At 49.3% G+C, this 25,514-nt stretch carries 25 protein-coding genes and 1 pseudogene; 20 read left to right on the forward strand and 6 right to left on the reverse strand.

All coding sequences use genetic code 11. From position 1 onward, the window contains the following. The first annotated feature begins 27 nt into the window (after positions 1-27). The 10 genes from ABC831_RS16685 (at position 28) to ABC831_RS16730 (ending at position 11,304) form a co-directional block, all read left to right on the forward strand. Positions 28-1,185, forward strand: coding sequence for an autoinducer 2 ABC transporter substrate-binding protein (locus ABC831_RS16685; RefSeq protein WP_343249232.1), 1,158 nt, complete (start codon positions 28-30; stop codon positions 1,183-1,185). An 83-nt stretch (positions 1,186-1,268) separates the two neighbouring features. Continuing rightward, positions 1,269-1,697, forward strand: coding sequence for an RbsD/FucU family protein (locus tag ABC831_RS16690; RefSeq protein WP_343249233.1), 429 nt, complete (start codon positions 1,269-1,271; stop codon positions 1,695-1,697). A gap of 455 nt (positions 1,698-2,152) precedes the next feature. Continuing rightward, positions 2,153-3,187 (forward strand): LacI family DNA-binding transcriptional regulator, encoded by a 1,035-nt coding sequence (locus tag ABC831_RS16695; RefSeq protein ID WP_343249234.1) that lies wholly within the window; start codon positions 2,153-2,155, stop codon positions 3,185-3,187. 1,595 nt (positions 3,188-4,782) lie between these two features. Next, positions 4,783-5,358: an ECF-type riboflavin transporter substrate-binding protein gene (locus tag ABC831_RS16700; protein WP_343249235.1), complete on the forward strand. Its 576-nt coding sequence runs from the start codon at positions 4,783-4,785 to the stop codon at positions 5,356-5,358. 21 nt (positions 5,359-5,379) lie between these two features. After that, a complete protein-coding gene (locus ABC831_RS16705; protein WP_343249236.1) occupies positions 5,380-7,077 on the forward strand; it encodes an ABC transporter ATP-binding protein in 1,698 nt (565 codons plus the stop codon). Continuing rightward, positions 7,070-7,921: an energy-coupling factor transporter transmembrane component T family protein gene (locus tag ABC831_RS16710; protein WP_343249237.1), complete on the forward strand. Its 852-nt coding sequence runs from the start codon at positions 7,070-7,072 to the stop codon at positions 7,919-7,921. Before ABC831_RS16705 ends, ABC831_RS16710 begins: the two co-directional genes overlap by 8 nt. Before the next feature lie 38 nt (positions 7,922-7,959). Next, complete coding sequence (locus ABC831_RS16715; RefSeq protein ID WP_343249238.1) at positions 7,960-8,802, forward strand: SAM hydrolase/SAM-dependent halogenase family protein; 843 nt, start codon at positions 7,960-7,962, stop codon at positions 8,800-8,802. Between the two features lie 11 nt (positions 8,803-8,813). Continuing rightward, on the forward strand, positions 8,814-9,662 hold the full coding sequence (locus ABC831_RS16720) for an SAM hydrolase/SAM-dependent halogenase family protein (RefSeq protein ID WP_343249239.1): 849 nt from the start codon (positions 8,814-8,816) through the stop codon (positions 9,660-9,662). Between the two features lie 119 nt (positions 9,663-9,781). Beyond that, on the forward strand, positions 9,782-10,561 hold the full coding sequence (locus ABC831_RS16725) for a GNAT family N-acetyltransferase (protein WP_343249240.1): 780 nt from the start codon (positions 9,782-9,784) through the stop codon (positions 10,559-10,561). A gap of 8 nt (positions 10,562-10,569) precedes the next feature. Further along, positions 10,570-11,304: a GntR family transcriptional regulator gene (locus tag ABC831_RS16730; protein WP_343249241.1), complete on the forward strand. Its 735-nt coding sequence runs from the start codon at positions 10,570-10,572 to the stop codon at positions 11,302-11,304. 130 nt (positions 11,305-11,434) lie between these two features. On the opposite strand, the gene ABC831_RS16735 is transcribed toward ABC831_RS16730, so the two are convergent. Next, positions 11,435-11,776, reverse strand: coding sequence for a sensory rhodopsin transducer (locus tag ABC831_RS16735; RefSeq protein WP_343249242.1), 342 nt, complete (start codon positions 11,774-11,776; stop codon positions 11,435-11,437). Positions 11,777-11,934: 158 nt separating this feature from the next. On the opposite strand from ABC831_RS16735, the gene ABC831_RS16740 reads away from it, so the two are divergent. From ABC831_RS16740 to ABC831_RS16765, 6 genes are all read left to right on the forward strand, one after another. Beyond that, positions 11,935-12,120, forward strand: a complete 186-nt coding sequence (locus ABC831_RS16740) for a hypothetical protein (RefSeq protein ID WP_343249243.1) — start codon at positions 11,935-11,937, stop codon at positions 12,118-12,120. A 2-nt stretch (positions 12,121-12,122) separates the two neighbouring features. Further along, complete coding sequence (locus ABC831_RS16745) at positions 12,123-13,190, forward strand: LacI family DNA-binding transcriptional regulator (protein WP_343249244.1); 1,068 nt, start codon at positions 12,123-12,125, stop codon at positions 13,188-13,190. Positions 13,191-13,254: 64 nt separating this feature from the next. Next, positions 13,255-14,481, forward strand: coding sequence for an L-rhamnose isomerase (locus tag ABC831_RS16750; RefSeq protein WP_343249245.1), 1,227 nt, complete (start codon positions 13,255-13,257; stop codon positions 14,479-14,481). Positions 14,482-14,513: 32 nt separating this feature from the next. Further along, the gene (locus ABC831_RS16755; protein WP_343249246.1) at positions 14,514-15,476 is read left to right on the forward strand and encodes an aldo/keto reductase; all 963 of its coding nucleotides are present in this window, start codon (positions 14,514-14,516) and stop codon (positions 15,474-15,476) included. 174 nt (positions 15,477-15,650) lie between these two features. Beyond that, the gene (locus ABC831_RS16760; RefSeq protein ID WP_343249247.1) at positions 15,651-16,556 is read left to right on the forward strand and encodes a helix-turn-helix transcriptional regulator; all 906 of its coding nucleotides are present in this window, start codon (positions 15,651-15,653) and stop codon (positions 16,554-16,556) included. Positions 16,557-16,700: 144 nt separating this feature from the next. Further along, positions 16,701-16,964 carry a DUF3795 domain-containing protein gene (locus ABC831_RS16765; RefSeq protein ID WP_343249248.1) on the forward strand — a complete coding sequence of 88 codons (264 nt, stop codon included), beginning with the start codon at positions 16,701-16,703 and terminating at the stop codon, positions 16,962-16,964. Positions 16,965-17,007: 43 nt separating this feature from the next. Here the strand turns inward: ABC831_RS16765 and ABC831_RS16770 are convergent, their stop codons facing one another. Continuing rightward, positions 17,008-17,799, reverse strand: a complete 792-nt coding sequence (locus ABC831_RS16770) for a nitroreductase family protein (protein WP_343249249.1) — start codon at positions 17,797-17,799, stop codon at positions 17,008-17,010. A 90-nt stretch (positions 17,800-17,889) separates the two neighbouring features. After that, positions 17,890-18,180, reverse strand: coding sequence for a hypothetical protein (locus tag ABC831_RS16775; protein ID WP_343249250.1), 291 nt, complete (start codon positions 18,178-18,180; stop codon positions 17,890-17,892). Positions 18,181-18,225: 45 nt separating this feature from the next. On the opposite strand from ABC831_RS16775, the gene ABC831_RS16780 reads away from it, so the two are divergent. From ABC831_RS16780 to ABC831_RS16795, 4 genes are all read left to right on the forward strand, one after another. Continuing rightward, the gene (locus tag ABC831_RS16780; RefSeq protein ID WP_343249251.1) at positions 18,226-18,360 is read left to right on the forward strand and encodes a hypothetical protein; all 135 of its coding nucleotides are present in this window, start codon (positions 18,226-18,228) and stop codon (positions 18,358-18,360) included. A 202-nt stretch (positions 18,361-18,562) separates the two neighbouring features. Then, on the forward strand, positions 18,563-20,080 hold the full coding sequence (locus tag ABC831_RS16785) for an FGGY-family carbohydrate kinase (protein ID WP_343249252.1): 1,518 nt from the start codon (positions 18,563-18,565) through the stop codon (positions 20,078-20,080). Positions 20,081-20,133: 53 nt separating this feature from the next. Continuing rightward, the gene (locus tag ABC831_RS16790; RefSeq protein ID WP_343249253.1) at positions 20,134-20,976 is read left to right on the forward strand and encodes an L-ribulose-5-phosphate 3-epimerase; all 843 of its coding nucleotides are present in this window, start codon (positions 20,134-20,136) and stop codon (positions 20,974-20,976) included. A 5-nt stretch (positions 20,977-20,981) separates the two neighbouring features. Next, a complete protein-coding gene (locus ABC831_RS16795) occupies positions 20,982-21,668 on the forward strand; it encodes an L-ribulose-5-phosphate 4-epimerase (protein ID WP_158354220.1) in 687 nt (228 codons plus the stop codon). Positions 21,669-21,754: 86 nt separating this feature from the next. Here ABC831_RS16795 and ABC831_RS16800 read toward each other — a convergent pair. The 3 genes and pseudogenes from ABC831_RS16800 to ABC831_RS16810 all read right to left on the reverse strand — a co-directional run bounded on the left by ABC831_RS16800 (position 21,755) and on the right by ABC831_RS16810 (position 25,500). After that, positions 21,755-23,625: pseudogene (locus ABC831_RS16800) on the reverse strand (extracellular solute-binding protein). Continuing rightward, entirely contained in the window at positions 23,622-24,434 is an 813-nt protein-coding gene (locus tag ABC831_RS16805; RefSeq protein WP_158354229.1) for an ABC transporter permease, read from the reverse strand. The pseudogene ABC831_RS16800 and the gene ABC831_RS16805 overlap by 4 nt, the downstream one beginning before the upstream one ends. Further along, positions 24,427-25,500, reverse strand: coding sequence for an ABC transporter ATP-binding protein (locus ABC831_RS16810; protein WP_343249254.1), 1,074 nt, complete (start codon positions 25,498-25,500; stop codon positions 24,427-24,429). The genes ABC831_RS16805 and ABC831_RS16810 overlap by 8 nt, the downstream gene beginning before the upstream one ends. Positions 25,501-25,514 lie beyond the last annotated feature (14 nt).

Here is a 25,514-nt window from a genome sequence, read left to right on the forward strand (position 1 = left end):
GGCATATGGAAGAAAGGAGAAGAAGGTATGAAAAAAAGAATCGCAGCATTATTTGTAACAGGTATTTTAGTGGCAGGAAGTCTGGCAGGATGCACCAAGGCAGGAGAGGCGGATACATCCGCTCCGGCTCCGGCGCAAACCTCAGACGGAGCCCAGTCGGCAGCCCCGGCGGATCAAAAAGACACCCAGGGTAAAAAGATCAAGATAGCGGTACTCCCGAAGATGAAGGGGGAGAACTACTGGGATGCGTGCCAGGTGGGCGCGGAAGACGCGGCTAAAGAGCTGAAGGAACAAGGCTATGACGTAGAGCTTCTGTATGACGGCCCTCCTCAGGATCAGGCCACGAATCAAAAACAGGTAGACCTTCTGGAAGGCTGGATCGCCCAGGGTGTCGATGCGGTAGCGGTGGGCTGTGTGGACGCCAGCGCCATCTCCCCTACACTTAAGAAGGCACAGGAAAAAGGAATCAAGATCGTTACGTTTGACTCCGATTCAGAGCCGGATGCCAGAGATCTGTTTATCAACCAGGCTTCTTATGAAGGCGTGGCAAAAGCCTTGGTAGAGAATGCGGCCGCGGAGCTCAAAGAAAAAGGATATGGCCCCGAGAATCCGGTAAATATCGCGATTATGGGACAGACAAAGACGGATACCAATGTGGAGGCATGGAACAGCAATATCCAGGAACTGATAAAAACCGACGAATACAACTGGATGAAACTGCAGAACCCCGACTCCGACATCTATTATCCGGGCGCGGACGAAGTAGAGACCCAGACACAGGCGGGCACCCTGATCTCCAGAATGGGTGAAGGCGCAGATAAGATCCAGTGCGCGTTCGGAATCACCTCTATGACTGCTCCGGCCCTGGGGTCCCAATATGAGGCATCCACCAACAAACCTCCGGTTGACAAGATCGTATTGACCGGTGTGGCGACCCCTAACGCGTTGAAGTCCTATATACTCAACGATCAGAACCCTCTGAAGTTCGGTGTGCTTTGGAACACCATGGATCTGGGATATCTGGCAGTGCAGGCGGCTTACCAGCTGGCAGCGGGCGATATTACCGCAGACAGCACCGAGATGACGACGACAAGATTAGGAGCGTCCTCCATCAGTAACGGTGAAGTGCTTCTGGGAGATCCCCTGGTAATCACAAAAGACAATGTAGAGCAGTTTGATTACTGATCAACTGGCGGACAAGAGGTCCCGAAGCAGGTATATAAGCCCTTCGGGGCCTCTTGTCACAGACAAAAAAGGAGAATAAGGATATGTTGAAAAAAATACCGCCAATCCTGCCCGCAAAGCTGATGAAAAATATGATGGAGATGGGGCACAGCGACGTACTGATTCTGGCGGATGCCAACTTCCCGGCCGTTACGAATGCCAAGCGCTATATCAAGGCAGAGGGCGTGGAGATTCCGGATCTGCTGGAAGCGATCCTCCCTTTCTTTCCGCTGGACATTTATGTACAGGAACCGGTAAAGCTGATGCAGCACCTCCCGGAAGAACCAGAGCCCCGGATCTGGCAGCAGTACCAGGAGCTGATCAGGAAATATGATGAGGAGCAGGCCTTTCATGGATTCGGATACATAGACCGCCTTCCATTCTATGAGGCCGCCCGCAGCGCCTATGTTATCGTGCAGACCAAAACGACCGCCCGCTACGCGAACATTATGCTGCAAAAAGGGGTTATCTAGGGAAAACCGGCTTCTGCTGCCGAAAAGTTCCAGTCCCTTCCCATCCGGCCGTATATGGTAACATGCGGATGTTACGATTCACGGCCAACTTTGGTAAATGGGGATTTTGAGAGGGGACTGGCACTTTTCGGTAGGAAAGCTAAATTTTCAAGTAACTGCGTAGAGAAAAGGGCCTGTCCCCGGATTTTGACTGGAATGGTCCATCCTTCTCGGGAAGCACTCGCTTTATTTCCCCGAATAAGCCAACATCCTGGGACAGGCCCCTTTCTCCACGCAGTTACTTAAAAATTTAGCTTTCCTACCGAAAGGTGCCAGTCCCCTCTCAAAATCCCCATTTACCAAAGTTGGCCGTGAATAGTAACATACGGATGATTATTGAGAAAAGAATGGGTTTGACATGCCCAGGGCAGGCGTGCTAGGATTAAGAAAATGCAGTAGTGAGGGAGTTGTAGCAGATGCCGGGAATGCGCGATGTAGCCAGGGCTGCCCAAGTATCGTTATCGACCGTTTCGGCCGTGTTAAGTGACAGTGATAAGTATGTAAGTGACGAAATCCGGGAAAGGGTGATGCGGGCGGCTGCGGAGATTGGATATCAGTTGCCGGAGAGAAAGAAAAAACCGGATAAAGTAATAGCGGTGGCTCTTCCAAATATTACAAGTGTCTTTTTCTCAAATTTGCTGAGCGGAATCGTGGACACTGTCACAGAAGAGGGGTATACCCTGATCTTCGGTAATTCCGGTTATGACTTCAAAAAAGAAAAACAATTTATAAATATGATCCAAAGCCAGTCCCTGTACGGGGTTATCATAGATACTGTCTGTACGGCGGAACAGGAGAGGGATTATTACAACGAGCTCAAGGAGACCTTTGTCCCCAAAAAGATCCCGATCGTATTAATGGAGCGTAAAGTTCAGGATGAGGAGATCGGCTGTGTCTACGTAGACCATCTGGACAACCAGTACAAGGCTGCCAGACACCTGATCGAGAACGGACACAGAAGTATCGTTCATATCGCCGGTAAACTGGATAATCCTCTGGCCCTTCTGAGGCTGGAGGGTTACCGCAAAGCCCTGAGAGAGGCGGGAATCCCTTATGACAAAGAGCTTGTCCAGGAGGGGAATTTTTCTCCCAGCAGCGGCTACATGGCAATGAAACGGATCATGGACCGCCGTTCCGACTATACTGCGGTGGCGGCAGCCAACGACCAGATGGCGATCGGCGCGATCAAAGCGATCCTCTCCGTAGGGAAAAAAGTGCCTGAGGATATCGCTGTCACCGGTATCGATAATCTAAGCATTGCGTCCATGGTAGCACCTTCCTTAACTACCATAAATGTGCCCACGTACCAGATGGGCAGAACCTCTGTTAAGCTTCTGATGGGTGCCAGGGAAGGCGGTTCTGGAAACAAAGTGGAACTCAAATGCAATCTGGTTATCCGCAAGTCTACGGATCAATTCGCGGGCAGCGAATGGGATATGTTCGGATGGTAAAGAGTGGCTGCTGGCTGCTGCCGGGGGGCTGGGTATGGCGAAATGGGGGGAGGAAGGGCCGGGAAGAGAGGGAAAGCGCGTACCCGGGCGGCGCCAGGCGGCAAATCTCGTGGGGCCAAATCACTTCGGCCGGGCCTAAGAACGGCTAACTCCGAAGACAGGAGAACCTCTTATTGGCAGGGCCTGGAACAAACTCGCCAAAGGACGGCTCGGACAGTGTTCCAGGCCCTGCGAGGTTCTCCTGACTTCTGCGTAAGCCGTTCTAAGGCCCGGTCTCAAGTGATTTGGCCCCACGAGATTTGCCGCCTGGCGCCGCCCGGGTACGCGCTTTCCCTCTCTTCCCTGCTTTACTATTGGCTTTTTTGCAGTTCTGGCTTGGCGGGAGTTGCCTGATTTATGATGTATATAGTTCGTTGCATCGTGGGGAGAGGGATTCATATAATATAGAATGATTCATAATAAAAATTATTGATGCCGGATATGCCATAGTGTGAAGTTTTTTGACTGGGGCTGTCGGGAAATAGAATTTGCTTACCAGATATTAATATGAAACTTGTAACAGGTTCATAGCTGGTATGACCTATTTATTTCCTGACAGCCCCAGTCTGTATCTTAACGAGAGCTAACTGCTGAACAGCCTCATTTTAACCTGAGCTGGTAAGGGCCTGGTATCCGCCCGGTGTTCCAAACCTATTATTTCAACTGACATGAAAGTCGATCTGCAATATCAAACGCTCAATTTAAGTACTACACAGTTCATCTAAGATGCCACACAGCCCATCAGAGATGCTGAACAGTTCATCTGCAGATGCTATACAGCCCATCAGAGATGCTGAACGGTTCATCTGAAGATGCTTACAGCCCATCAGAGATATCACACTGTTCATCTGAAGATATGATATACAGCTCATCAGAGATGCTATACAGTTCATCTGAAGATGCGACACAGTTCATCTAAGACGCCCCAGACTAAGATGTTACACAATTTATCAGAACATAGGAAAAGGGCAATTTATAAAGCAGGGCTGAGCGGGAAGGGGGGGCCTGTGGGAGCCGGGGAGCAAAACCCGCAGGGCCAAATCACTTGAGGCCGGGCCTTAGAACGGCTTACGCAGAAGGCGCGAGAACCTCGCAGGGCCTGGAACGGTTCTTTCTGAGAGTTGGGTATAGCCTGGTAACCGGAATGCTCGCATACTTATACATTAAGCCGGTTGCGGACCTTCCGGTTACCAGGCTATACCCAACTCTCAGAAAGAACCCCTGGAACACTGTCCGAGCCGTCCTTTGGCGAGCTTGTTCCGGGCCCTGCCAATAAGAGGTTCTCCCGCCTTCGGAGTTAGCCGTTCTTAGGTCCGGCCGAAGTGATTTGGCCCCGCGGGTTTTGCTCCCCGGCTCCCACAGGCCCCCCCTTCCCGCTCAGCCCGTCCCTAAGTCAACAATTCCCCTCACAAAATCCTTAGCTATAATCACCAACATCCCGGCTCGAAAGATGTAGAATTTCATAAAATCCGTTGACAAAAAATGACGCGTCTCTTATAATAAAGGCAACTTATTAAACATGTTCAACAACTTAAAGAAAGTGAGAGGGCAATGCAATGAAGAAAGGAATTGGAAAAGCAATTGTAGGTGAGTGGAGTACTAAGACGATCGTCACGATGGCAGTGGGAGCCGCCCTGTACGGCGTGCTGATGATGTATGGGTCGATCCCCATATTTTCACAGACCAATCTGTCAACGGCCATGATTGTACCGGTAGTCGTAGGAGGAATGTACGGAGCGCTTCCGTGCAGCCTGACCCTGCTGATCGGTAACATCATCGCGGATCTGATCGGCGGTAACGGCATGTGGTTCGACTGGTCCATCGGAAACGCGGTTCTGGGATTTTTCGTAGGCCTGCTTCCGGTTTATGGCGCTTACATAACAGAGGGTATCTTTAAGGTAAAACATGCGGTGATCTACGCGATTTTATGCATCATTGGTAATGTAATCGCATTTGGTCTGATTACCCCTGTCTTTACTTATCTGTTCTACGGCGGCGAATTAAAAGTTACCTTTATTATGGCTGGATTTGCTACGGTTGGTAACATCGCAGTATTGTTGATTGTGGGTATTCCCGTATTGTTCCTGCTGTCAAAGAGATATGCGTCCAGATCAAATCTGAGAGAAGAATAGGATAAGAAAATGAAAAAGGCTTTGATCGAATTTAAAGACTTCACTTTCCAGTATAAGGTGCAGTCAAAACCGACTCTTCATGATATTAACCTGACTATTTATGAAGGCGAGAAAGTTCTGATCCTGGGACCCAGCGGAAGCGGAAAGTCCACCCTTTCCAACTGTATCAATGGGTTGATTCCTTTTTCAGAAAAAGGAACGATTCAGGGATCTCTGAAAGTAGACGGAATAGAGACGAAAGAGGCCAGTATATTTAAACTGAGCAAAGTAGTCGGAACGGTGCTCCAGGATTCGGATGCCCAGTTTGTGGGGCTGTCCGTGGGCGAGGACATCGCCTTTGCTTTGGAAAATGAGAATATGCCCCGTTCCGAAATGGTACCGAAAGTAGAAGCCACTGCCCAAATCGTCGGTATGGGAGAGTTCCTGGAGCATCTTCCCTATTCGCTGTCCGGCGGGCAGAAGCAGAAGGTGGCATTGGCCGGAGTCATGCACGACAAGGTGAAAATACTGATCTTTGATGAGCCGTTAGCAGCCCTGGACCCCCATATGGGTATGGTGGCGGTGGATCTGATCGACCGGATCTGCACAGACCAGAACAAGACGGCGATTATCATCGAACACCGGCTGGAGGATGTGCTGTACCGGCCGGTGGACCGGATTATCCTGATGGCGGAAGGCCGTATCGTGGCAGATATGACGCCGGAGGAGCTGCTTCGGTCGGAACTGCTGGATCAGTACGGAATCCGGGAACCTCTCTACCTGACTGCGATGAAATACGCAGGCTGTAATCTGCAGAATCAGGAAGGAATCTCCGATCTGGCACAGATGAAGCTGACACAGGAAAACACAGACAAACTGGAGGAGTTCTTCCGGAGGAAAACGGATGAATATAAGCCAGAGCTGGGAGAACCGGTCATTGAGGTGGAGGATGTAGACTTCGCCTATGATAAAGATGTCGTCGTGAGAAATGTCAACTGCACGATCAGAAGAGGCGAAAAGTTAGCGCTGATCGGGAAAAACGGTGCCGGCAAGACGACGCTGGCCCGCCTGGTCTGTGGGATCAACCGGCCCACAAAGGGTCAGATCAAGATCCGCGGAAATGATTATATGGCCCTGTCCATCAAAGAGATCGGTGAGTTTATCGGTTATGTCATGCAGAATCCGAACCAGATGCTGGTGAAGGATATTATCCATGATGAGGTGGATATGGCGCTTAAGCTGCGGGGCTACCCGCAGGAAGACGTGGATGCCAGGACAAAACGCGCTTTGGAAATGTGCGATCTGTATTCCATGAGAAACTGGCCGGTCAGTTCGGTAAGCTATGGCCAGAGAAAAAGGATCACCATCGCCACGGTTATGGCGCTGGAACCGGATGTGATTATTCTGGACGAGCCCACGGCCGGACAGGATTACAGGCATTACGTTGAGATTATAGAATTTATCAACCAGCTTAACTCGGAATTCGGAAAGACGATCATACTGATCACCCACGACATGCATCTCGCCATCGAAAACACCGATCGCGCCATCGTATTTGCGGACGGGGAAATCATTGCCGATGATCACGTGTTCCGGGTGCTTTCAGACGATGACGTGATCACCCGTGCCAGCTTAAAGCAGACTTCCCTCTATACGCTGGCCTGTATGCTGGGTGTTTCACCGGAAGAATTTATTTCCCATTTTATTTCTTATGAGAGGATGGTGAAGGCCGGTGAATAATAAATTTATCATTAATTTTCAACCCGGAGATACGGTATTACATAAGCTGACAGGTGCCACGAAGGTGCGTCTGTTCGTAGTGCTGACTGTGTATCTGATCATGTCCTGGGATTTGAGGCTGATCCTTCCGGTGGCGGTTGCAGGGGTAATCGGCTTATTTTCCCTGAAGCCGAACTGGAAACCGATCAAGTTCATGTTTGCGTTTATCGTCATATTGAACTTGTTCAACCTGTTCCTGTTTTACATCGCCGACCCGGATATTGGAACCAAGTTCTGTGCTTCCAAAACCGTGCTGGCACAGTTTACCGATTATTTCTATGTAAGCGGAGAGACACTTTGGTATCTGTTTACCAGATTCATAAAAATCATAGCTTCTTTTATGGTTTCCATCGTGTTTATCCTTTCCATAACCCCGTCGGAATTCGCGGCTGGTTTATATTCCATTAAAGTCCCGTATAAGATCTGTACGGTTGTGGAACTGGCTTATCGCTGTATCCCTGATATTGTGAGGGATTACCAGAATATTTCCACCAGTATGCAGGCCAGAGGCGTTGAGATGGATAAGAAGAAGACGAAGCTGTTTACCAGACTGAAGCAGGCGGTGTTAATCATTGTCCCCCTTTTATTTTCATCGTTTGACAAGGTGGGTAATATAGCCAACGCCATGGACTTAAGGGGTTATGGAAAGTTAAAAAAGAGATCTTATTATGCGGAGCATGAGATGACAAAGGCTGACAAAATATTCCGGGTGGTTTATATTGTCGGGATACTGATCTGTATCGCCTATATTTCGTACAAGTTGTTCTCTCCGAATTATCTGCAGCTGTGGTATCCGTTTGTCTGATATCCGGCTTATCTAAAATTAAAGGAGGTATTTGTATCATGAAACCAGCAATTGTGATGCAGACAGATTTTACCGCTGATACCAGCGCTGTCTGTACTATGTATGGAGTCTGCCAGATGGTAGATCCGGAACTGCGCCTGTTTAATAATAACCACGCAATTCCCAGTTTTGATACTTTTTCCGCGTCGATTAATCTGGACTATGTGGTAGATTTTTGGCCGGTAGGCACCGTATTTGTATCCGTGGTAGACCCGGGAGTTGGAACCTCCAGAAAAGCCAGCGTTGCCAAATTGAAAAACGGCCAGTATGTGGTATCCCCGGATAACGGTTCTCTCACCCATGTGGCGAAAAAAGTGGGAATTGAAGAAATCCGTGAAATCGATGAAACCGTGAACCGCTGGCAGCCGACCAAGGCATGCAGCATCTTCCACGGGCGTGATCTGTTCGCTTACTGTGCGGCCAAACTGGCATCCGGCGTAATCTCTTTTGAGCAGGTGGGACCGGCTTATCCGGTGGATGACGTGGTATTACTGCCGATCATAGAGCCGGAAGTGAAAGAGGACGGCACCGCGTGCGGAATGATACAGGCGGCAGGAGAGCATTTCGGACTGGTATCCTCCAATATCCCTTATGAAATGCTGGAGAATACGGGAGTAGCTTACGGAGATACGGTGGAAGTAGTGATCCGGCACGGCGGGGAAGAAAAATATCATGAGAAAGTGAAATATTTTAAATCCTTCGGATATGTCTCGGAAGGGGAACCGGTCGTCATGACCAGCGAATCCCTTACCGTTCAGATCGCGCTGAACCTTAAAAATTTCGTCAAAGTGTATGGAATAGGACAAGGCCCGGAGTGGAAGATTTCTTTCCGTAAATGCTAGGAGGCGTAAAAATGAGCAGATCTTTTGTTGTATTACAGACCGACTTCGGCCTGAACTGGGGAGCGGTGGCTTCCATGTACGGTGTGTGCAAGCAGGTGGACCCTGGACTTGAGATCTATGACCTTTCCCATACGATCGAGCAGTTTAACACTATGGCTGCTTCGTCCTGTCTGCAGTATACGATGAAATACTGGCCGAAAGGTACGGTTTTCGTATCCGTCGTGGACCCGGGTGTGGGAACGGCCCGAAAAGCCAGCGTAGCAAAGACTTCCAACGGATACTATATCGTCACTCCGGATAACGGGACCCTGACCCATGTCAAGGCCATGTACGGAATCGATGAGATCCGCGAGATCGACGAGTCGGTCAACCGGTACCCTGGATCTGAAAAAGTGAATATTTTCCATGGACGGGATCTGTTTGCCTACTGCGGAGCCAGACTGGCTGCGGGAGTTATTTCCTTTGAGGAGGTAGGGCCGGCTTATCCGCTTTCGGATATCATCGTGCAGGAACTCTCCTATGGAGAGACCGGAGAGGGATATGCCGAAGGACAAGTGGACGAGGCTCTGGAGAAATTCGGAAATATCAGTACCAATATCCTGATTGAAGATTTTGAAAAAACAGGTATTGTTCAGGGTGACATGGTCCGCATTCAGATCAAAAACGGGGATCAGGTAGTGTATGATGAGCCGGTGCTCTATCACCGGTCCTTCGGATTCGCTGAAATCGGAGATCCGGTTCTGTTTAACGGCCTGGCTTCCTTTGTTGCTCTGGGTCTGAATCAGAGAAGCTTTGCGGAAAAATATCAGATCAAAGGCGGGAAGGGCTGGACGATCCGGATTGATAAGATCCGTCAGTAGTTGTTCATACAGGGGCTGTTACATTTGATAGAGTTTCGATTGCGCGACCTGCCGTCTAAGGGCGGGCCGTGTGGCCGGCATATTTTGTGACAGTCCCTTTTTCTATGGGAGGAATCGTAATGCTTAAAAAGTGTGGAAGCGAAGATAAGGGGATACTGACCGGTTATCTGAGTCAGGAAAAGGAATACAATACGTTTTTGCTGGCAGATGTAAATGCCTACGGGTTTGATAAAGACTGTCAGGATGTCTGGATGGAATGGGAAGAGGGTAGATGTACCGGGGTGTATTTGAGATTTTATACCAATCTTCTGGTTTATACGCAGGAGAGAGCATTAAACGCCGGCAGCCTTGAATTTATTTTGAAAAATCATGAAATTATTGTTATAATGGGAAAAAGCAGTCTGCTTGCTCCGATGGAAGCAAAACTGGAAAAAGAATACCGCTGCTTTCAAAAGCAGTTATATAGATTGGGAAGCCGGGAGCTGTTGAAACCGCAATGCCGGGAGGTAGTGCAGGCAGGCGGGGCGGATGTGGATGAGGTCTTTGAATTCCTCGGCAGTATACAGGAGATCAGCGGCTTATACACATCGAAGGATATGATCCGGGACCGGATCGCCAATAACGATGGAATTCATCTGATTATCCGCAAAGACGGGAGAATTATCTCCCACGGCAACAGTACGACCGGGTCAGAGCATACGATTATGATCGGCGGAGTGGCCACAGCACCTGCATATCGCAGACAGGGTTACGCTTCCTGTGTGGTATCCGCCCTGTGCGCGCACATTTTAGCACAGGGGAAGACACCCTGCCTGTTCACGGGAGAAGGGGCAGATGCGTTGTTTACCGGGCTTGGCTTTGAGAAGCTGGGCGGGTGGACAACGCTGGAAAGGATCTAAGGTTTCAAATGGATAATAATAACATGAAAACACTGGGGAACAGTAGAATACCATCCTACGTGCCGATCTATGATATGCTGTACTCGGATATCATCAACGGTGTGTACGAGTCCGGTTCGCAGCTGCCGGGAGAGGCTTTCCTGGCCGAAAAATACGGGGTTAGCCGCAATACGTTAAGGCAGGCCCTGACCGTTTTGGTGGAGGACGGACTGATTACCAAGATGCAGGGAAAAGGGACATTTATCACCTACGACAAAGACAAGACCAGCACCATGGAAGCCATGTTTAATCCGATGATTACCTGCTGCAAGAATAAGGTGGAGGATGTGGATACCTACTACAACTTCGGCCCCGCCACAGAAGTGGGACAGCGCAAGTTGGGGCTTCGCCCCAGTGAGATCGTTCTCGCCAGCAACAATGTCTATTATGCCAAACAAAAGCCGGTGGGCCACTCCTTTATGCAGATTCCGGTAAAACATATCGATGGGCTGAACGTGGACCTGAATCAGGAAGAAGAAGTCAGTGAGCTGATCAACAAACGGATTTTCGAGATGGCTGCGTCGGTGCAGATGTCGATCAAACTGGTGTATGCGGAAGAAAATGTCACGTCTTTTCTGAAGATTCCCAATGAGACGCCGATCATTTTCATTGAAGAGATTCTATATAACAAAGAAAACGCTGCGATTGTGCGGTGTAAGTTTTATTTTATCCCGGAGGAATATGATATCGTGTTCCGGGATTGAGCGGCAGAAGGGGACGGGCTCCTTTCTCTGCGTAGTTACTGAATATTTTAGCGTTACTACCGCAAGTTGCCAGTCCCTTCCTCTATCGTCGGTTTGTATGTCAGCAGGAAAGCAGAGGTGATAGGAGCCGCTAGATAATGGCGGTAGCGATCGCCATCTCGGGCTGTGAAGTGTCCACGCGTGTGTACTGGATCGTGATATTCTTCTCACATTCCACAACCGCCGCGTAAGGGGTGTCCTGGGGAACCGGGATTCCATCCGCATTCTTCATCTGATCCATCCGGATGTGAAGGGTCCGCTCGGCCCCGACTTCCACGCTGTAGCCGGGAAGTTTGCCGCGATCTTCAAAATAGAGAGTGATGTCGGCTTTCACCGGAGTGTCATTGGTGTTCAGGATGCAGATCGCCTCATGGCTGACGAAGACGCCGTTGCTTTTGGAATGCCAGAAGCAGTCAGGTATGTACCATTTCATGTTCAAATACCTCCTCTGATTGCAGAACGATACAGTTTAGTTCTGCCTTTTTTTATTAGGTTACCAATAGTATAACGACGCAGGAAAACGTTGTCAAGAATAATTGTAAAGGAAATCAGGGGAGAACTCAGAGATAATAGGTTTGAAACCTGGGTAATATGTATAATTATATTTCGAATAGTAAATCAAAATTAGAGTATATCCCTAAAAAAGGTATAATATATCGTGGAAAAAACATATTGACAATGTCAAAAACCGATGATAAAATTAGAAAAACAGGAAAACGTTTTCCGATATTTGTTCCGGTATTTGAGAGGGACAGCTTCAGAAATGGTGGAGAATAGACATGGCAAATATTAAGGATGTGGCCCGGCAGGCAGGCGTCAGTATCTCGACGGTATCCAGGGTAATCAATGATTCCAAAAGCGTCAGCCCACCGCTGCGTGTGAAGGTAGAGAAAGCTATCGACGACCTGAACTACTCCACCAACAGTATCGCGAGGGGGCTTAAGAGTTCTCAGACGAATAAAATCGCGGTGATCCTAACCTCCGTATCCAGGACATTTTTTTCCGGAGTACTGGAGGGGATTAATAAAGAGGCGGATCAGGAGAAATACTCGGTCTTTATTTCGGAGACCCACGACAGTATCGAACGGGAGATCAAGCTGGTCCGGTCCTGCGCATCCCAGTGGGTGGACGGGATTATTCTGGCTTCCAGTGCCTATGGCAATGACATGAAGACGAGAAAGTACATAGAATCCCTGAGTAAACTGGAGAAAAAGGATAGCTGGATACCGGTGGTGACCCTGGAATATCCCTGTTCGAATCCCGGAGTGGATGCGGTGGTCGTGGATCACAAGAAGTCCGCGTTCCGGGCGGTGGATTATCTGATTAACGGGGTGGGGAAAAAGAATATTGTTCACATTTCCCTCCCCTTTGAGCACTATATGGGACAGCAGCGAATCGCCGGATACCGGGAAGCGCTGGAGCAAAATGGCCTCCTTTTCACAGAGGATAATGTGCTGGAAGGGGATTATACCAGCTATTGTGGTTATACCCTTACCAAGGACCTGGTTCGAAGAGGACGTCCCTTTGATGCGGTTTTCTGCGCCAATGACCAGATGGCGGTCGGGGTCCTGCAGGCACTCAGCGAGCTGGAAATCCAGGTACCGGAGCAGGTGGCGGTGATGGGAAATGATGATATTTTTGCCGCGTCCATCGTGAAACCGTCGCTGACATCGATCCATGTGCCCCGGTTTGAAATGGGGGCCGCGGCTATGAAGCATATGCTGGAGCTGATCCGGGACGGGGAACCGCCGGGGAAACGCAAAATTATAACCCTGGATACCGAAATTGTGGAACGGGAATCCACGAAACGAGGGTTAAAGAACAGCCTCAAATATTTGGACTGGTAGAGATAACAGGCCGGCAGACCGGTACGTCTTTTGAAAAGGACGGCAAAGGAAAGGAGAAAAGGATATGAAACGAGTGGAAGAAAATTATCAGATGGCAAAAGAGCTCTATGCGCAAATGGGAGTGGATACGGACCAGGTGCTGAGAACCTTAAGTGAGGTACCCATCAGTGTGCATTGCTGGCAGATCGACGATCTGACCGGGTTCGAGAACCCCAACGCAGTATTGAGCGGAGGGATCGCCGCGATCGGAAACGCCCCCGGCAAGCCCAAGAGCAAAGAAGAGTTTATCAAACAGCTGGACCAGGCCCTGGATCTGATCCCTGGAAATACAAAACTGGCGCTGCACGCGGTGTATCTGGATAATCAGGGAAAGAAAGTGGATCGGAATGAGATTTTGCCGGAGCATTTTGCGGGCTGGGTGGATTATGCGAAAAAAAGAGGGATTGGCCTTGACTTTAACCCGACTTATTTCTCCCATCCGATGTCGGATTCCGGATTCACCCTGGCCAGCAGTGAGGAAGGGGTGAGAAGCTTCTGGATCGAGCACGGGAAACGGTGCAGGAAGATCGGGGAGTATTTTGGCAGAGAGCTGGGCCAGGTCTGTATCACGAACCACTGGATCGGTGACGGATACAAGGATCACACCATCGATAAGGTAGCGCCCAGGATGCGGCTGAAGGATTCCCTGGACCAGATTTTTGCGGAGTCCATTGACTGGAGATACAATATCGACAGTGTGGAAAGTAAGCTGTTCGGGCTGGGCAGCGAGGCGTATGTCCCGGGGTCCCATGAATTTTACACAAACTATGTGATGACGCAGAAGAACTGTATCCTCTGCATGGATGCGGGGCATTTCCATCCCACGGAAACCGTATCGGCAAAGATCTCTTCCTATCTGGTGTTTGGCCAGGAACTGATGCTGCATGTGAGCCGGCCGGTGAGATGGGACAGTGATCATGTGGTGATGCTGGATGATGAGACGAAAGCGATCATGCAGGAGATCGTCCGGTATCAGGCACTGGATAAAGTACATATTGGTCTGGATTTCTTCGATGCCAGCATTAACCGTGTGGCAGCGACCGTCATCGGAGCCCGGAATGCGAGAAAAGCGCTGCTGTACGCCCTGTTGGAACCGTCCGAAGAACTGATCCGGGTAGAGCAGGAAGGCAACCTGACCAGAAGACTGGCTCTCAGTGAGGAGATGAAGACTATGCCGGCAGGACTCGTATGGGATATGTTCTGTGAGAGGGAAGGCGTACCCGGAGTACAGTGGCTGGATATCACGAATTAATAGCGCTGGAAAACGCGCGGATGGAGGAAAATATGCAGAATAAAATAGTAATACCTCAGACAGAATTGTCCCTGTGCCCCATTGGCCTGGGAACCGTCGGTGCCGGTCTTGACTGGGACGGAAGGGACGCGGATCTTATTTTCAATACGTATATGGAGCTGGGCGGAAACCTGATCGATTCCGCGCACGTATATTCCGACTGGGTTAAGCCGGAGGTTGCCAGAAGTGAGAGAGTGGTTGGGGACTGGCTTTTAAGAAGCGGGAAGAGGCACGACATCGTGCTGATCACCAAAGGCGGTCATCCCGATATGACGGTTGAGACGCCGGACCTGCATAACAGCCGGATGAAGAAGTCCGATATGGAGAAGGATCTGAACGAATCCCTAAAACAGTTGAGAACCGACTATATCGACCTGTATTTCTATCACCGGGACGACACGGCGCAGCCGGTGGAGGATCTGATCGAGGTCATGCAGGGATTTGTAAAGGAAGGGAAGATCCGCTATTATGGGTGCTCCAACTGGTCGGCGGCCAGAATGGCCGAAGCGGATACTTACTGTAAGGAAAAAGGCTACCGCGGTTTCGTGGCGAACCAGGCCCTTTTGAATATTGGTTCCAAATATATGAATCCTCTGGATGATGATACCATGTGCGCGGTCGATGACGCTATGTATGAGTATCACAGGAAAACTCCGGAAAATCTGGCAATGCCTTATATGGGCGTTTGCAGCGGATTCTTCCATTTGTATGTGGCCAAAGGCGAAGATGCGGTGAAGAACAGCCCTTACTATACCCCGGGCAACCTGGAAGTGGCGAAGAAAGTGAAAGCCCTCATGGAAAAATATGAGGCCAGCGTATCTCAGGTGGTTCTCGGTTATTTCTATCAGCAGGACTTTGCGTGCCTGCCGCTGTATGGCCCACAAAATATGGAGCAGTTGAAGGATGCCATGGGAACGTTAGAGATTGCGTTTAGCAAAGAGGACTATGTACTGTAATTAGTCCTGAGGTCGCAAGATGCGCGTGTGGTTTTGAGGGACGGCTTGTTACAGGAAAAGCCGTCCCTGTTTTTTGGCCGCCTTGTCCTGCCATGATTAATGAATTTCATATGAAACAGGACTATCCGATGTCATGTTCCTGGGGTATAATGGATATCAGGTGGTGATATATCGTTGAAAATAGACCGGTTAATTGGAATAATCACGGTTCTGCTGCAAAAGGATAAGATAACCGCACCCGAGTTGGCGGAGCGCTTTGAGGTGTCAAGGCGGACCATTAACAGAGATATTGAGGATCTATGTAAAGCCGGCATCCCGCTGGTTACCACGCAGGGGTATGGCGGCGGGATTTCCATCGCGGAAGGCTATAAATTAGATAAGACGTTATTGACACAGGAAGAAATACAAACGGTTCTCGCTGGATTAAAAGGAATAGACAGTGTATCGAAAACATCATATCTGACCAAACTGGCGGAGAAGCTGTCTGGCAGGGAACACCGGATCGCCTCGGATGATATGATACTTATAGACCTGGCGTCTCACTACCAGGGCCCCCTCACACAAAAAATAGATACGATGAAACAAGCGATCCGGGGGCATCATTTGATCACTTTCCGATATTTCTATGAAAAGGGGGAACAGCAGCGGACCATCGAGCCCTACCATCTGATCTACCAGTGGTCCTCCTGGTATGTCTTTGGCTATTGCCTGAAACGGCAGGCGTACCGGCTGTTCAAACTAAACCGGTTATGGGATCTGGAAATGGCGCCGGAGCAGTTTGCGGTAAGAGAGGTGCCTAAAGAAGAGTTGGATTTTAGTGATTTTTATAAGGCGGAGCCAATCCATCTAAAGGCCGTATTCGAAAACGGGGAAAAACACCGCTTAATTGAGGAATACGGGATTGACTGTTTTACGGTTGATGAAGACAACAGGCTGTTGTTCGAGTGGGATTTTGTAAGCTACGACAATATGCGGGAATGGATATTTAGTTTTGGTGACAGGGTAAGGATTCTCGAACCTGAGGAATTATACGAGGACAGAAAGAGGCAGGCCGGACATATTCTTGAGATGGAAAAATAGTTTGTTTCCGCATGGAAGCAACATGACATACAGATGTCATGTTGCTTCTGTTAGAATGATGGAAAAGGTTGAACAAAAAGATGTTCCCCCTCCCTGTATGTGCGGGAAACGCCTGCAGGGAGGGAAAGATGAAAGGAGATCAATATGATCGAATCAAGATGCGGACTTTTATGCAGCCAATGTGAGTACAGAGAACAAATGAACTGCAAAGGCTGTGTACAAATGGAGAAACCGTTTTGGGGAGAGAGCTGCCCGGTAAAATCCAGCTGTGAGCAGAGGGGAAAGGAGCACTGCGGCCAATGTCCGGAATTCCCATGTGACCTGCTGAACCAATTCGCTTTTGATGAGCAGCAGGGCGATGACGGAAGACGGATTGAGCAATGCAGAGGCTGGCTGGAAGATAATTAAAAAACAGCAGATGCATCGCTGCAGATGACGCCGGCAGCGTCCCTTATCTCCATATCACGTTGGCAGGTTTCCTCGGCGCGGTGCGGGCATATGTGACATTGGGATAGCCTAACAGCATACAGGCCTCGATCTTCTTACCTCCGATGCCAAGCCAAGTCTTTAATTCTTTATTATCGTCAGCGATCCGGGCCAGGTATCCGTTGTAGAGCATACCCAGGCCCAGGGATACTGCCATCAGTTCCATGTTTTGCGCGGCCAGCCCGGCGTCCAGTTTCCAGTCGGAAGTGATGAAGATGACGACGGGCGCGTTGCGGAACAGATAGTCATCTGCCGGGTCAGCTTTTCGCCGCCGGTTGAAGACGGTGTATGGCAGCAGATCCCGGGAAATATCACTGGATTTGGCAGGCGTGATCTGATCGATATAGCCCCAAACCATGGTTTTCAGCTGATCCAGGCCGTTCTGCACAAACACGAAATGGCAATCCTGGTTGTTTTTGGATGTAGCCGTATATCGCCCTGCCTGCAGGATCAGTTCCAGCTTTTCCTGCTCTACCGGCGTTTGTCTGTAATCACGGATACTGCGGCGGAATTTGATCGTATGTAGAACGCGATAGGGTTCAAGAGAAAAGGTTTCCCTATTATAAAGCTCCACCTCATCCATGTCATATTCGGGAATGCTGACGGCATCGCACGGACAGACAGCGACACAATGTCCGCATTGGATACATTCCCCTGTGACATGTGCTTTTTTATTGTTTATTTCTATTATCTGTGCGATACAGTCTTTTGCACATTTCCCACAGCCGATACATTTTGCTGCATCAATTGTTACCATCGTATTACCTCCAGTCATGGGCATTGGAATCATTTTTTGCGGATACCCTGTTTTTTTTGTTCCCATTATATCATGATTGCAGGTGATTGACTATCGAATTCCATGACACCCATGGCGGCACACACAACGGTACATTTCGGATACCTGTCTGGAATACTGTTCCATCCGTTCCGATAAGAGAGGTTCCCCGTCCAGCGACCGCTGGTATCGGATGAGTTCATCCGGTATGGGGGCCTGCTCCGCTTTCATATTCAGTTTTTTTTGGATGTCGCTTAGAATACAGGCCGTGAACATCAGATAGTCCTCAAATTGTCCGGCATTCAGTGCTTTCAGCTTTTTGTTATTTATCAGGAACAGCATCTGCTCTGCTTCGGAAACCATATACCAGGAGATACGAAGCAGTTCTTTTACAATGGCGGAATCTTCATGTCCGGCTTGCTTTATATATTCCTGGATCTGGTCGTGGATCAGATGATAACGGATCTGGACGTCACAGATGACACCATAATCCGGCGGTACCGTCAGGCTGTCTGCCAGCAGTCTAAGATAGAGGGATTATAAGTAAAAGACACAAGTAAAAGATTCCCTTCCCCCGTGACAAACAAGCAATTTTGCAGCTCGTAAACTGAGAAAATGATCAGAATTGTGATCGGGCGGAAAAGTTGCTTTTTGGTATTGGAAGATTTCTTAAGGAATGGTATAATAGTAGGCGGTTGAAAAAACGTTTTCCAATCGCTTATTAAATGAAAAGGAGTTGTGAAGCATGAGATATTTGATGGGTATTGACAACGGAGGAACCTTCTCCAAAGCTGCCATATTTGACGAAGATGGAAAACAGATTTCCGTGGCCAGCGTTCCCACGATCACGATCACGCCGAAGCCCGGATATACCGAAAGGGATATGGAAGAGCTTTGGGAAGTTAACGCTCAGGCGATTCGCAATGCTATTGAGAAGAGCGGGCTGGACCCGAAGGAGATCGCAGGTGTCTCCCTGACCGGACACGGCAAAGGACTTTATATGGTAGACGAAAACGGGAAACCGTCTTATAATGGTATTGTTTCTACGGATTCCAGAGCCTGGAAGTATATTGAGAAGTGGTCCAAGGACGGAACCAAGGAGAAGGTATTTGAAAAGTCTATTCAGGACATCCTGGCCTGCCAGCCTGTCAGTCTGCTGGCCTGGTTTAAGGATCATCACCCGGAAGTGCTTCAGAAGACCAAATACATATTTGCAGTGAAGGATTATATCCGTTTCATGCTGACCGGGGAGGCTTATGCGGAATTTACCGATTTCTCCGGAGCGAATCTTGTGAATCTGCATACGCTTGCTTATGATAAGGAACTGTTGGGATACTTCGGACTGGAAGAGATCTATGACAAGCTTCCGCCTCTTCGCTATGCGGCGGATGTCTGCGGTACGGTTACGAAGGAAGTCAGTGAAAAGACTCTGCTTCCGGAGGGCATTCCCGTTGCTGCCGGTATGTTCGATGTGAATGCCTGCGGTATCGCTTCCGCACTTTACGATGAGGACCAGATGTGCATGATCGCCGGCACCTGGAGTATCAATGAGTTTATCGCAAAAGAGCCGGTTACGAACGGTACGGTGTCTTTGAATTCCATGTTCTGTATACCGGGATATTTCCTGGTGGAGGAGAGCAGCCCCACGTCTGCCGGCAATATGGAATGGTTCATACGCAATCTGATGTCCTATGAGAAGGCGGAGGCGAAGGAAAAAGGCGGATCGGTCTATGATATCACCAACGAATGGGTGGCTTCTATCGAGCCTCAGGACAATAACGTGATCTTCCTGCCCTTCCTGAATGGCTCCAATGAAGATCCCATCGCCAAGGGAACCTTTATCGGGCTGAGTGCTTATCATTCCAAGAAACATATGCTGCGGGCGGTCTATGAGGGAATCGTATTTTCCCATCTGACCCATGTAAGGAAGCTGCTGCGCAACCGTGAAGTGCCTAAGTCGATCCGGCTGGCCGGCGGTGCCGCCAATTCCGACGTGTGGGTACAGATCTTTGCGGACGCCCTTCAGATCCCTGTGGATGTGATCGAGGATAAGGAGCTGGGCGCACAGGGATGTGCCATGGCAGCCGGGATCGCGGCCGGGATCTATAAGGATTACCCGGAAGCGATCGCGCGTACGGTGCATATCACGAAGACCGTGCAGCCCCGTCCGGAGTACAAGGCGATCTATGAGGAGAAGTACGCGAATTACCGGAAGGTAATCGAAAGCTTGAGCGGAGCATGGAAATGCTTTGAAAATGATTAACGGCTTCGAAAATGATGAATGGCTTCGAAAATGATACATATGGAGGAACTAATTTGAAAGCGTATACGTTAGGACTTTACGAAAAATCCATGCCCAATACCCTGACCTGGAAAGAAAAACTTCTGGAGGCCCGGGAAGCGGGATTTGATTTTGTGGAAATCAGCATTGACGAGACCGACGAAAAACTGGACCGGCTGAACTGGACGAAAGAAGAGCGGCTGGAGCTGGTAAAGATTATGTACGAAGTCGGCGTCCCGATCCGAACCATGTGCTTAAGCGGCCATCGCAAATACCCCATTGGCAGCAACGATGAGGCTACCTGCCGCCGCGGGATGGAAATCATGGAGAAGGCGATAGAGCTGGCGGAGGATCTGGGAATCCGGATCATACAGCTGGCCGGCTATGATGTATATTATGAAGAATCCACTCCGGAATCCGTGGAGCGTTTTGGGAAAAACCTGGCAACAGCAACCATGATGGCGGCGCGCGCCGGCGTTATCCTGGGCTTTGAGACCATGGAGACCGAGTTTATGAACACGGTGGAGAAGGCTATGCATTATGTCAAACTGGTCAACAACACCTATCTGAACGTTTATCCGGACGCCGGAAATATCACCAATGCCGCGGTTATGTACCACACCGATGTGCTGGATGATTTAAGAACCGGTGAGGGCCATCTGGTGGCCATGCATTTAAAAGAGACAGTTCCCGGCAAGTTTCGGGAGATTCCCTTTGGAACAGGACATGTGGATTTCGAGAGCATGGTGCATGAGGCCTGGAAGCTGGGAATCCGCAAGTTTGTTACCGAGTTCTGGTACACGGGCAGCGATGCCTGGAGAGAAGATCTGAAGTTCGCTCATGATATGATGAGTGCAATTATAGAAAAGGAGAGATAAGAGATATGTTAGAAGCGTTAAAAAAACAGGTATTTGAACAAAATATGGAACTGCCGAAGAGAGGGCTGGTTACCTATACATGGGGCAATGTCAGCGGATTTGACAAGGAAACCGGTTATTTCGTCATCAAACCCAGCGGCATAGATTATGACGTGCTGAAGTGGGAAGATATGGTGGTTATGGACCTTGACGGGAATAAGATCGAAGGAAAATACAAACCTTCTTCCGATACACCAACCCATATCGAGCTGTATAAGGCTTTCAAAGTAGGCGGCGTGGTTCATACGCATTCTCCCTGGGCTACTTCCTGGGCACAGGCCGGACGCAGCATTCCCTGCTACGGAACCACCCATGCGGATTATTTCTACGGCCCGGTTCCCTGCGCCAGAAGCTTAACGGCAGAGGAGATCAGCGAAGCATATGAGAAGAACACCGGCCTGGTGATCGTGGAAACCTTCAAAGACCTGAACCCGGAATATGTACAGGCTGTGCTCTGCACCAACCACGGGACCTTTACCTGGGGAAAAGATGCGGATGAGGCGGTACATAACGCAGTAGTTCTGGAGGAAGTGGCGAAAATGGCCTGCCGTACCGAGATGATCAAACCGGACGTAAAACCCGCTCCCGATGTGATCAAAGAGAAACATTTTATGAGAAAGCATGGGGCAAATGCTTATTACGGGCAGATCTGACCGGAACAGATATAAGAAATAAAAAGTGTGAAAAGGGGACATGTCCATTTCGAAATCGAAATGGACATGTCCCCTTTTAGTAACGGCTACTCAGAAGTCCCGGCGGCCTGCACTTCACGCCAGATTTCGTTATAATACTCGTCGGCTTCCTCGCCCAGGTAGTGGAACGTACTGCAATTCGTATACTGTTCCGGATCGGGGAGGGCTAACGGGCTGTTTAACAGATATTCGTCCTCCACATATTCCTTTACGCCCTCCACAGGAGAATAGTAGGTGATGTATTCAAAGTTCTTGGCGGCGATGTCAGGCCGGCAGAGAAAATCCAGGAACTTTTCCGCATTTTCCTTATTTTCCGCGTTTTTCGGGATGACCCAGGAATCGATCCAGATGTTGGAGCCTTCTTTGGGAACCACGTAATCCAGGTCCGGATTCTGCTGCTGGCATACCAGCGCTTCCCCGGAATAAATCACGCCCAGGGCAGCCTCACCGCCGATCATCTTATCCCGCACCTGGTCGATGACATAGGCCTGGACCAGAGGTTTCTGATCGATCAGTGTCTGTTTGGCCTCCTGCAGCTCTGTCTCGTCTGTGGAGTTGATGGAATAGCCCAGACGGGAGAGAGCCACCATGAAGGCATCCCGCACGCTGTTCTGCATCAGGATATTATCCTTATATTTCTCATTCCACAGGATATCCCAGCTGTCCACCGGATCAGACACCATGGTCTTATTATAGAGGATTCCCACAGTACCCCACATATAGGGAACCGAGTATTTATTCTCCGGATCAAATTCCTTTGATTTCTCCATGAACATGCTTCCGATATTTTTCGTGTTCGGCATATTGTCAAAATCCAGTTCGGCCAGCAGGTCATTCTCTAACATCTTCTGGATCATGTAGTCGGAGGGACAGACCAGATCATAGGCCACGGCCCCGGCTTCCACTTTCGGATACATGATTTCATTGGTTTCAAATTCATCGTAGACCACCTTGATCCCGGTCTCTTCTTCGAACAGTGTCAGCACATCGGGGTCCATATATTCTCCCCAGTTATATACGACAACTTTCCCGTTGGACCCCTCGGATTTGCTGCCGCAGCCGGCCAGGATGCCGGGGATCAGAGCCATTAGAAGAATGGCGGTTAATACTTTTTTCATAGATAGTCCTCCTCTTAAACTGCAGATTTTTGTGTCTTTTTGCGGGACGGCCGGTTGATGATGAGCAACAGCAGCAGTACCGAAATAAACATAATCGTAGACAGGGCATACATTTCAGGTTTGATTCCTTTGCGAACCTCGCTATAGATCTTTGTGGACAGGGTATCCACGCCGGCACCCTTTACAAAATGAGTGATGACAAAGTCGTCCAGCGACATGGTAAAGGACAATAAAAATCCGGAGAGCACTCCCGGCAGGATATCCGGGAAAACCACCTTAAAAAACGCTTTCATCGGGGAGGCGCCCAGATCCATGGCGGCCTCGTAAGTAGCCTTGTCTGTCTGTTTTAACTTTGGCATGACACTTAAAATTACATAAGGTATATTAAAAGTAATATGTCCCAGCAGTATGGTCATAAAACCAAAGTTTACCCCAAAGGCGATGAACAAAAGCATCAGGGAGATACCGGTTACGATCTCGGCATTCAACATGGGGATGTTGGTAATTCCCATCCATACCATGCGGCTTTTCTTCTTCATGGCGTGAATCCCGATGCAGGCGGCGGTGCCCAGAATCGTGGCGAACAGGGCCGATAAAAGGCCGATGGCCAGCGTATTATACAAAGCGGCCATGATCTGCTCATTCCGAAACAGCTGCACATACCATTTGGTGGAGAAGCCGCCCCATTTCGTCCGGAATTTGGAGCCGTTAAAGGACAGCACCATCAAGGTGACGATGGGAGCGTATAAAAACACAAAGACGAGCGTCAGATAGATACGCTGTGCGGTTTTCTTCATTATAATACGGCCCCCTCTCCATCCCGGTCGTATTTATTCGTAATAAACATGCTGATGATGATAAAGATCATCAGGACGATGGACAGACCGCTGCCTACATGCCAGTTGTTGACCTGCTTGAATTCCTGTTCAATGACATTTCCAATCAGCAGGATCTTGCCTCCGCCCAGCAGATCTGAGATGACGAATGTGGTGAGGGAGGGGACGAATACCATGGTAATACCGCTGATCACACCGGGTAGACTCAACGGGAAGATGATCTTCACAAACGTGGTGAAGCCGTTGGCTCCCAGATCCCTGGCCGCGTGTACCACATTGGGATCGATCTTAACCAGCACGTTATAAATCGGCAGAACCATAAAGGGAAGGAAATTATATACCATACCCAGAACGATAGCCGTTGGCGTATTGATAATATTAAGCGAAGGCAGATGAAGCAGTCCCAGCAGCTGGTTGATCACGCCGGTTTTCTCCAGCAGTGTCTGCCAGGCCATCGTGCGCAGCAGAAAATTCATCCACATGGGAAGAATGAAAATAAGCACAATAAAGCTGTTCTGGTTTACCTTCAGGTTATTTAAAATCATGGCCAGCGGATAGGCCAGAATCAGGCAGATCACCGTACTGAGTAAGGACAATCCCAGCGCCAGCACCAGGGATTTCAACGCCTCGGGCGAAGAGATCGACGCGATATTGGACAGGGTGAAACTGCCGTTTTTATCCGTCAGGCCATAATAAAACACCATGGCCAGGGGGATCAGAATAAAGGCTATGGCCCAGAGCATGTAAGGGCCGGCTATTAATTTTTTACGCATCAGCAGCTACGGCCTCCTCATCCTCAGACTCAGGCTTATTCATGATCTGGATGTTAAAGGGATCCACGCTGATTCCCACGTTGGTGCCCACCGGATACATGCCGGTGCTATGTACCAGCCAGGTATAACCGGAGGCTTCCACTTCCATTTCATAATGCACGCCTTTAAATATCACGTTGGAGACGACACCCTGGATCGTGCCTTCTTCCGGTTTGACCAGGCAGATATCCTCCGGACGGATGACCACATCCACCGGCTTATGTCTGCCGAAGCCTTCGTCTACGCAGGCAAAACGGGTGCCCAGAATTTCCACCAGCCGGTCCTCGATCATCAGGGAATCGATAATATTACTGTCTCCGATGAAGTCCGCCACAAAGGCGTTCTGCGGTTCATTGTAGATATCCTCAGGAGTCCCGATCTGCTGGATGTAGCCCTGATTCATGACAACGATGGTATCGGACATCGTAAGGGCTTCCTCCTGATCATGGGTGACATAGATGAAGGTAATACCCAGTTCATTTTTAAGACGGATCAGCTCATACTGCATATCCTGGCGCAGCTTCAGATCCAATGCCCCCAGCGGCTCATCCAAAAGCAGAACCTTCGGCTCATTGACGATGGCGCGGGCGATGGCGACACGCTGCTGCTGGCCGCCGCTTAAGGAATCCGGATAACGGTTCTCAAAGCCCTGCAGATTCACAAGCTTCAGGGCATATTTTATTTTATCCATAATGTAGTCTTTGCTTTTTTTCTTGATCTTCAATCCGAATGCGATATTTTCCGCGATACTCATATGGGTGAAGAGCGCGTATTTCTGAAATACGGTATTCAGCTGACGTTTGTTAGGGGGGAGATCCGTAATATCCGTTCCGTTGAAAAGCACCCGCCCCTTATCGGGAGTCTCAAAGCCTCCCAGAATCCTGAGGGTAGTCGTCTTTCCGCAGCCACTGGGCCCTAATAAGGTCAGAAATTCATTTTCCCGTATATACAGGTTCAGATCATCCAGCACGATCTCTTTATCAAATGACTTCGTAATACCCTGCAAATCAATCAATTTATGACTCATATCGTTCCTCCTGT

It is taken from the genome of Diplocloster hominis, assembly GCF_032380655.1.
GTDB lineage: Bacteria > Bacillota > Clostridia > Lachnospirales > Lachnospiraceae > Diplocloster > Diplocloster hominis.

What these genes read in the sequence shown, in the direction of transcription:
- ABC831_RS16745 (WP_343249244.1), top strand. Translation starts at nt 12,123, where the DNA reads ATGGCAAATATTAAGGATGTGGCCCGGCAGGCAGGCGTCAGTATCTCG.
- ABC831_RS16810 (WP_343249254.1), bottom strand. Translation starts at nt 25,500, where the DNA reads ATGAGTCATAAATTGATTGATTTGCAGGGTATTACGAAGTCATTTGAT.
- ABC831_RS16685 (WP_343249232.1), top strand. Translation starts at nt 28, where the DNA reads ATGAAAAAAAGAATCGCAGCATTATTTGTAACAGGTATTTTAGTGGCA.
- ABC831_RS16780 (WP_343249251.1), top strand. Translation starts at nt 18,226, where the DNA reads ATGTCCGGCTTGCTTTATATATTCCTGGATCTGGTCGTGGATCAGATG.
- ABC831_RS16750 (WP_343249245.1), top strand. Translation starts at nt 13,255, where the DNA reads ATGAAACGAGTGGAAGAAAATTATCAGATGGCAAAAGAGCTCTATGCG.
- ABC831_RS16715 (WP_343249238.1), top strand. Translation starts at nt 7,960, where the DNA reads ATGAAACCAGCAATTGTGATGCAGACAGATTTTACCGCTGATACCAGC.
- ABC831_RS16740 (WP_343249243.1), top strand. Translation starts at nt 11,935, where the DNA reads ATGTATAATTATATTTCGAATAGTAAATCAAAATTAGAGTATATCCCT.
- ABC831_RS16725 (WP_343249240.1), top strand. Translation starts at nt 9,782, where the DNA reads ATGCTTAAAAAGTGTGGAAGCGAAGATAAGGGGATACTGACCGGTTAT.
- ABC831_RS16695 (WP_343249234.1), top strand. Translation starts at nt 2,153, where the DNA reads ATGCCGGGAATGCGCGATGTAGCCAGGGCTGCCCAAGTATCGTTATCG.
- ABC831_RS16690 (WP_343249233.1), top strand. Translation starts at nt 1,269, where the DNA reads ATGTTGAAAAAAATACCGCCAATCCTGCCCGCAAAGCTGATGAAAAAT.
- ABC831_RS16735 (WP_343249242.1), bottom strand. Translation starts at nt 11,776, where the DNA reads ATGAAATGGTACATACCTGACTGCTTCTGGCATTCCAAAAGCAACGGC.
- ABC831_RS16805 (WP_158354229.1), bottom strand. Translation starts at nt 24,434, where the DNA reads ATGCGTAAAAAATTAATAGCCGGCCCTTACATGCTCTGGGCCATAGCC.
- ABC831_RS16775 (WP_343249250.1), bottom strand. Translation starts at nt 18,180, where the DNA reads ATGGTTTCCGAAGCAGAGCAGATGCTGTTCCTGATAAATAACAAAAAG.
- ABC831_RS16755 (WP_343249246.1), top strand. Translation starts at nt 14,514, where the DNA reads ATGCAGAATAAAATAGTAATACCTCAGACAGAATTGTCCCTGTGCCCC.
- ABC831_RS16795 (WP_158354220.1), top strand. Translation starts at nt 20,982, where the DNA reads ATGTTAGAAGCGTTAAAAAAACAGGTATTTGAACAAAATATGGAACTG.
- ABC831_RS16770 (WP_343249249.1), bottom strand. Translation starts at nt 17,799, where the DNA reads ATGGTAACAATTGATGCAGCAAAATGTATCGGCTGTGGGAAATGTGCA.
- ABC831_RS16785 (WP_343249252.1), top strand. Translation starts at nt 18,563, where the DNA reads ATGAGATATTTGATGGGTATTGACAACGGAGGAACCTTCTCCAAAGCT.
- ABC831_RS16765 (WP_343249248.1), top strand. Translation starts at nt 16,701, where the DNA reads ATGATCGAATCAAGATGCGGACTTTTATGCAGCCAATGTGAGTACAGA.
- ABC831_RS16730 (WP_343249241.1), top strand. Translation starts at nt 10,570, where the DNA reads ATGGATAATAATAACATGAAAACACTGGGGAACAGTAGAATACCATCC.
- ABC831_RS16700 (WP_343249235.1), top strand. Translation starts at nt 4,783, where the DNA reads ATGAAGAAAGGAATTGGAAAAGCAATTGTAGGTGAGTGGAGTACTAAG.
- ABC831_RS16720 (WP_343249239.1), top strand. Translation starts at nt 8,814, where the DNA reads ATGAGCAGATCTTTTGTTGTATTACAGACCGACTTCGGCCTGAACTGG.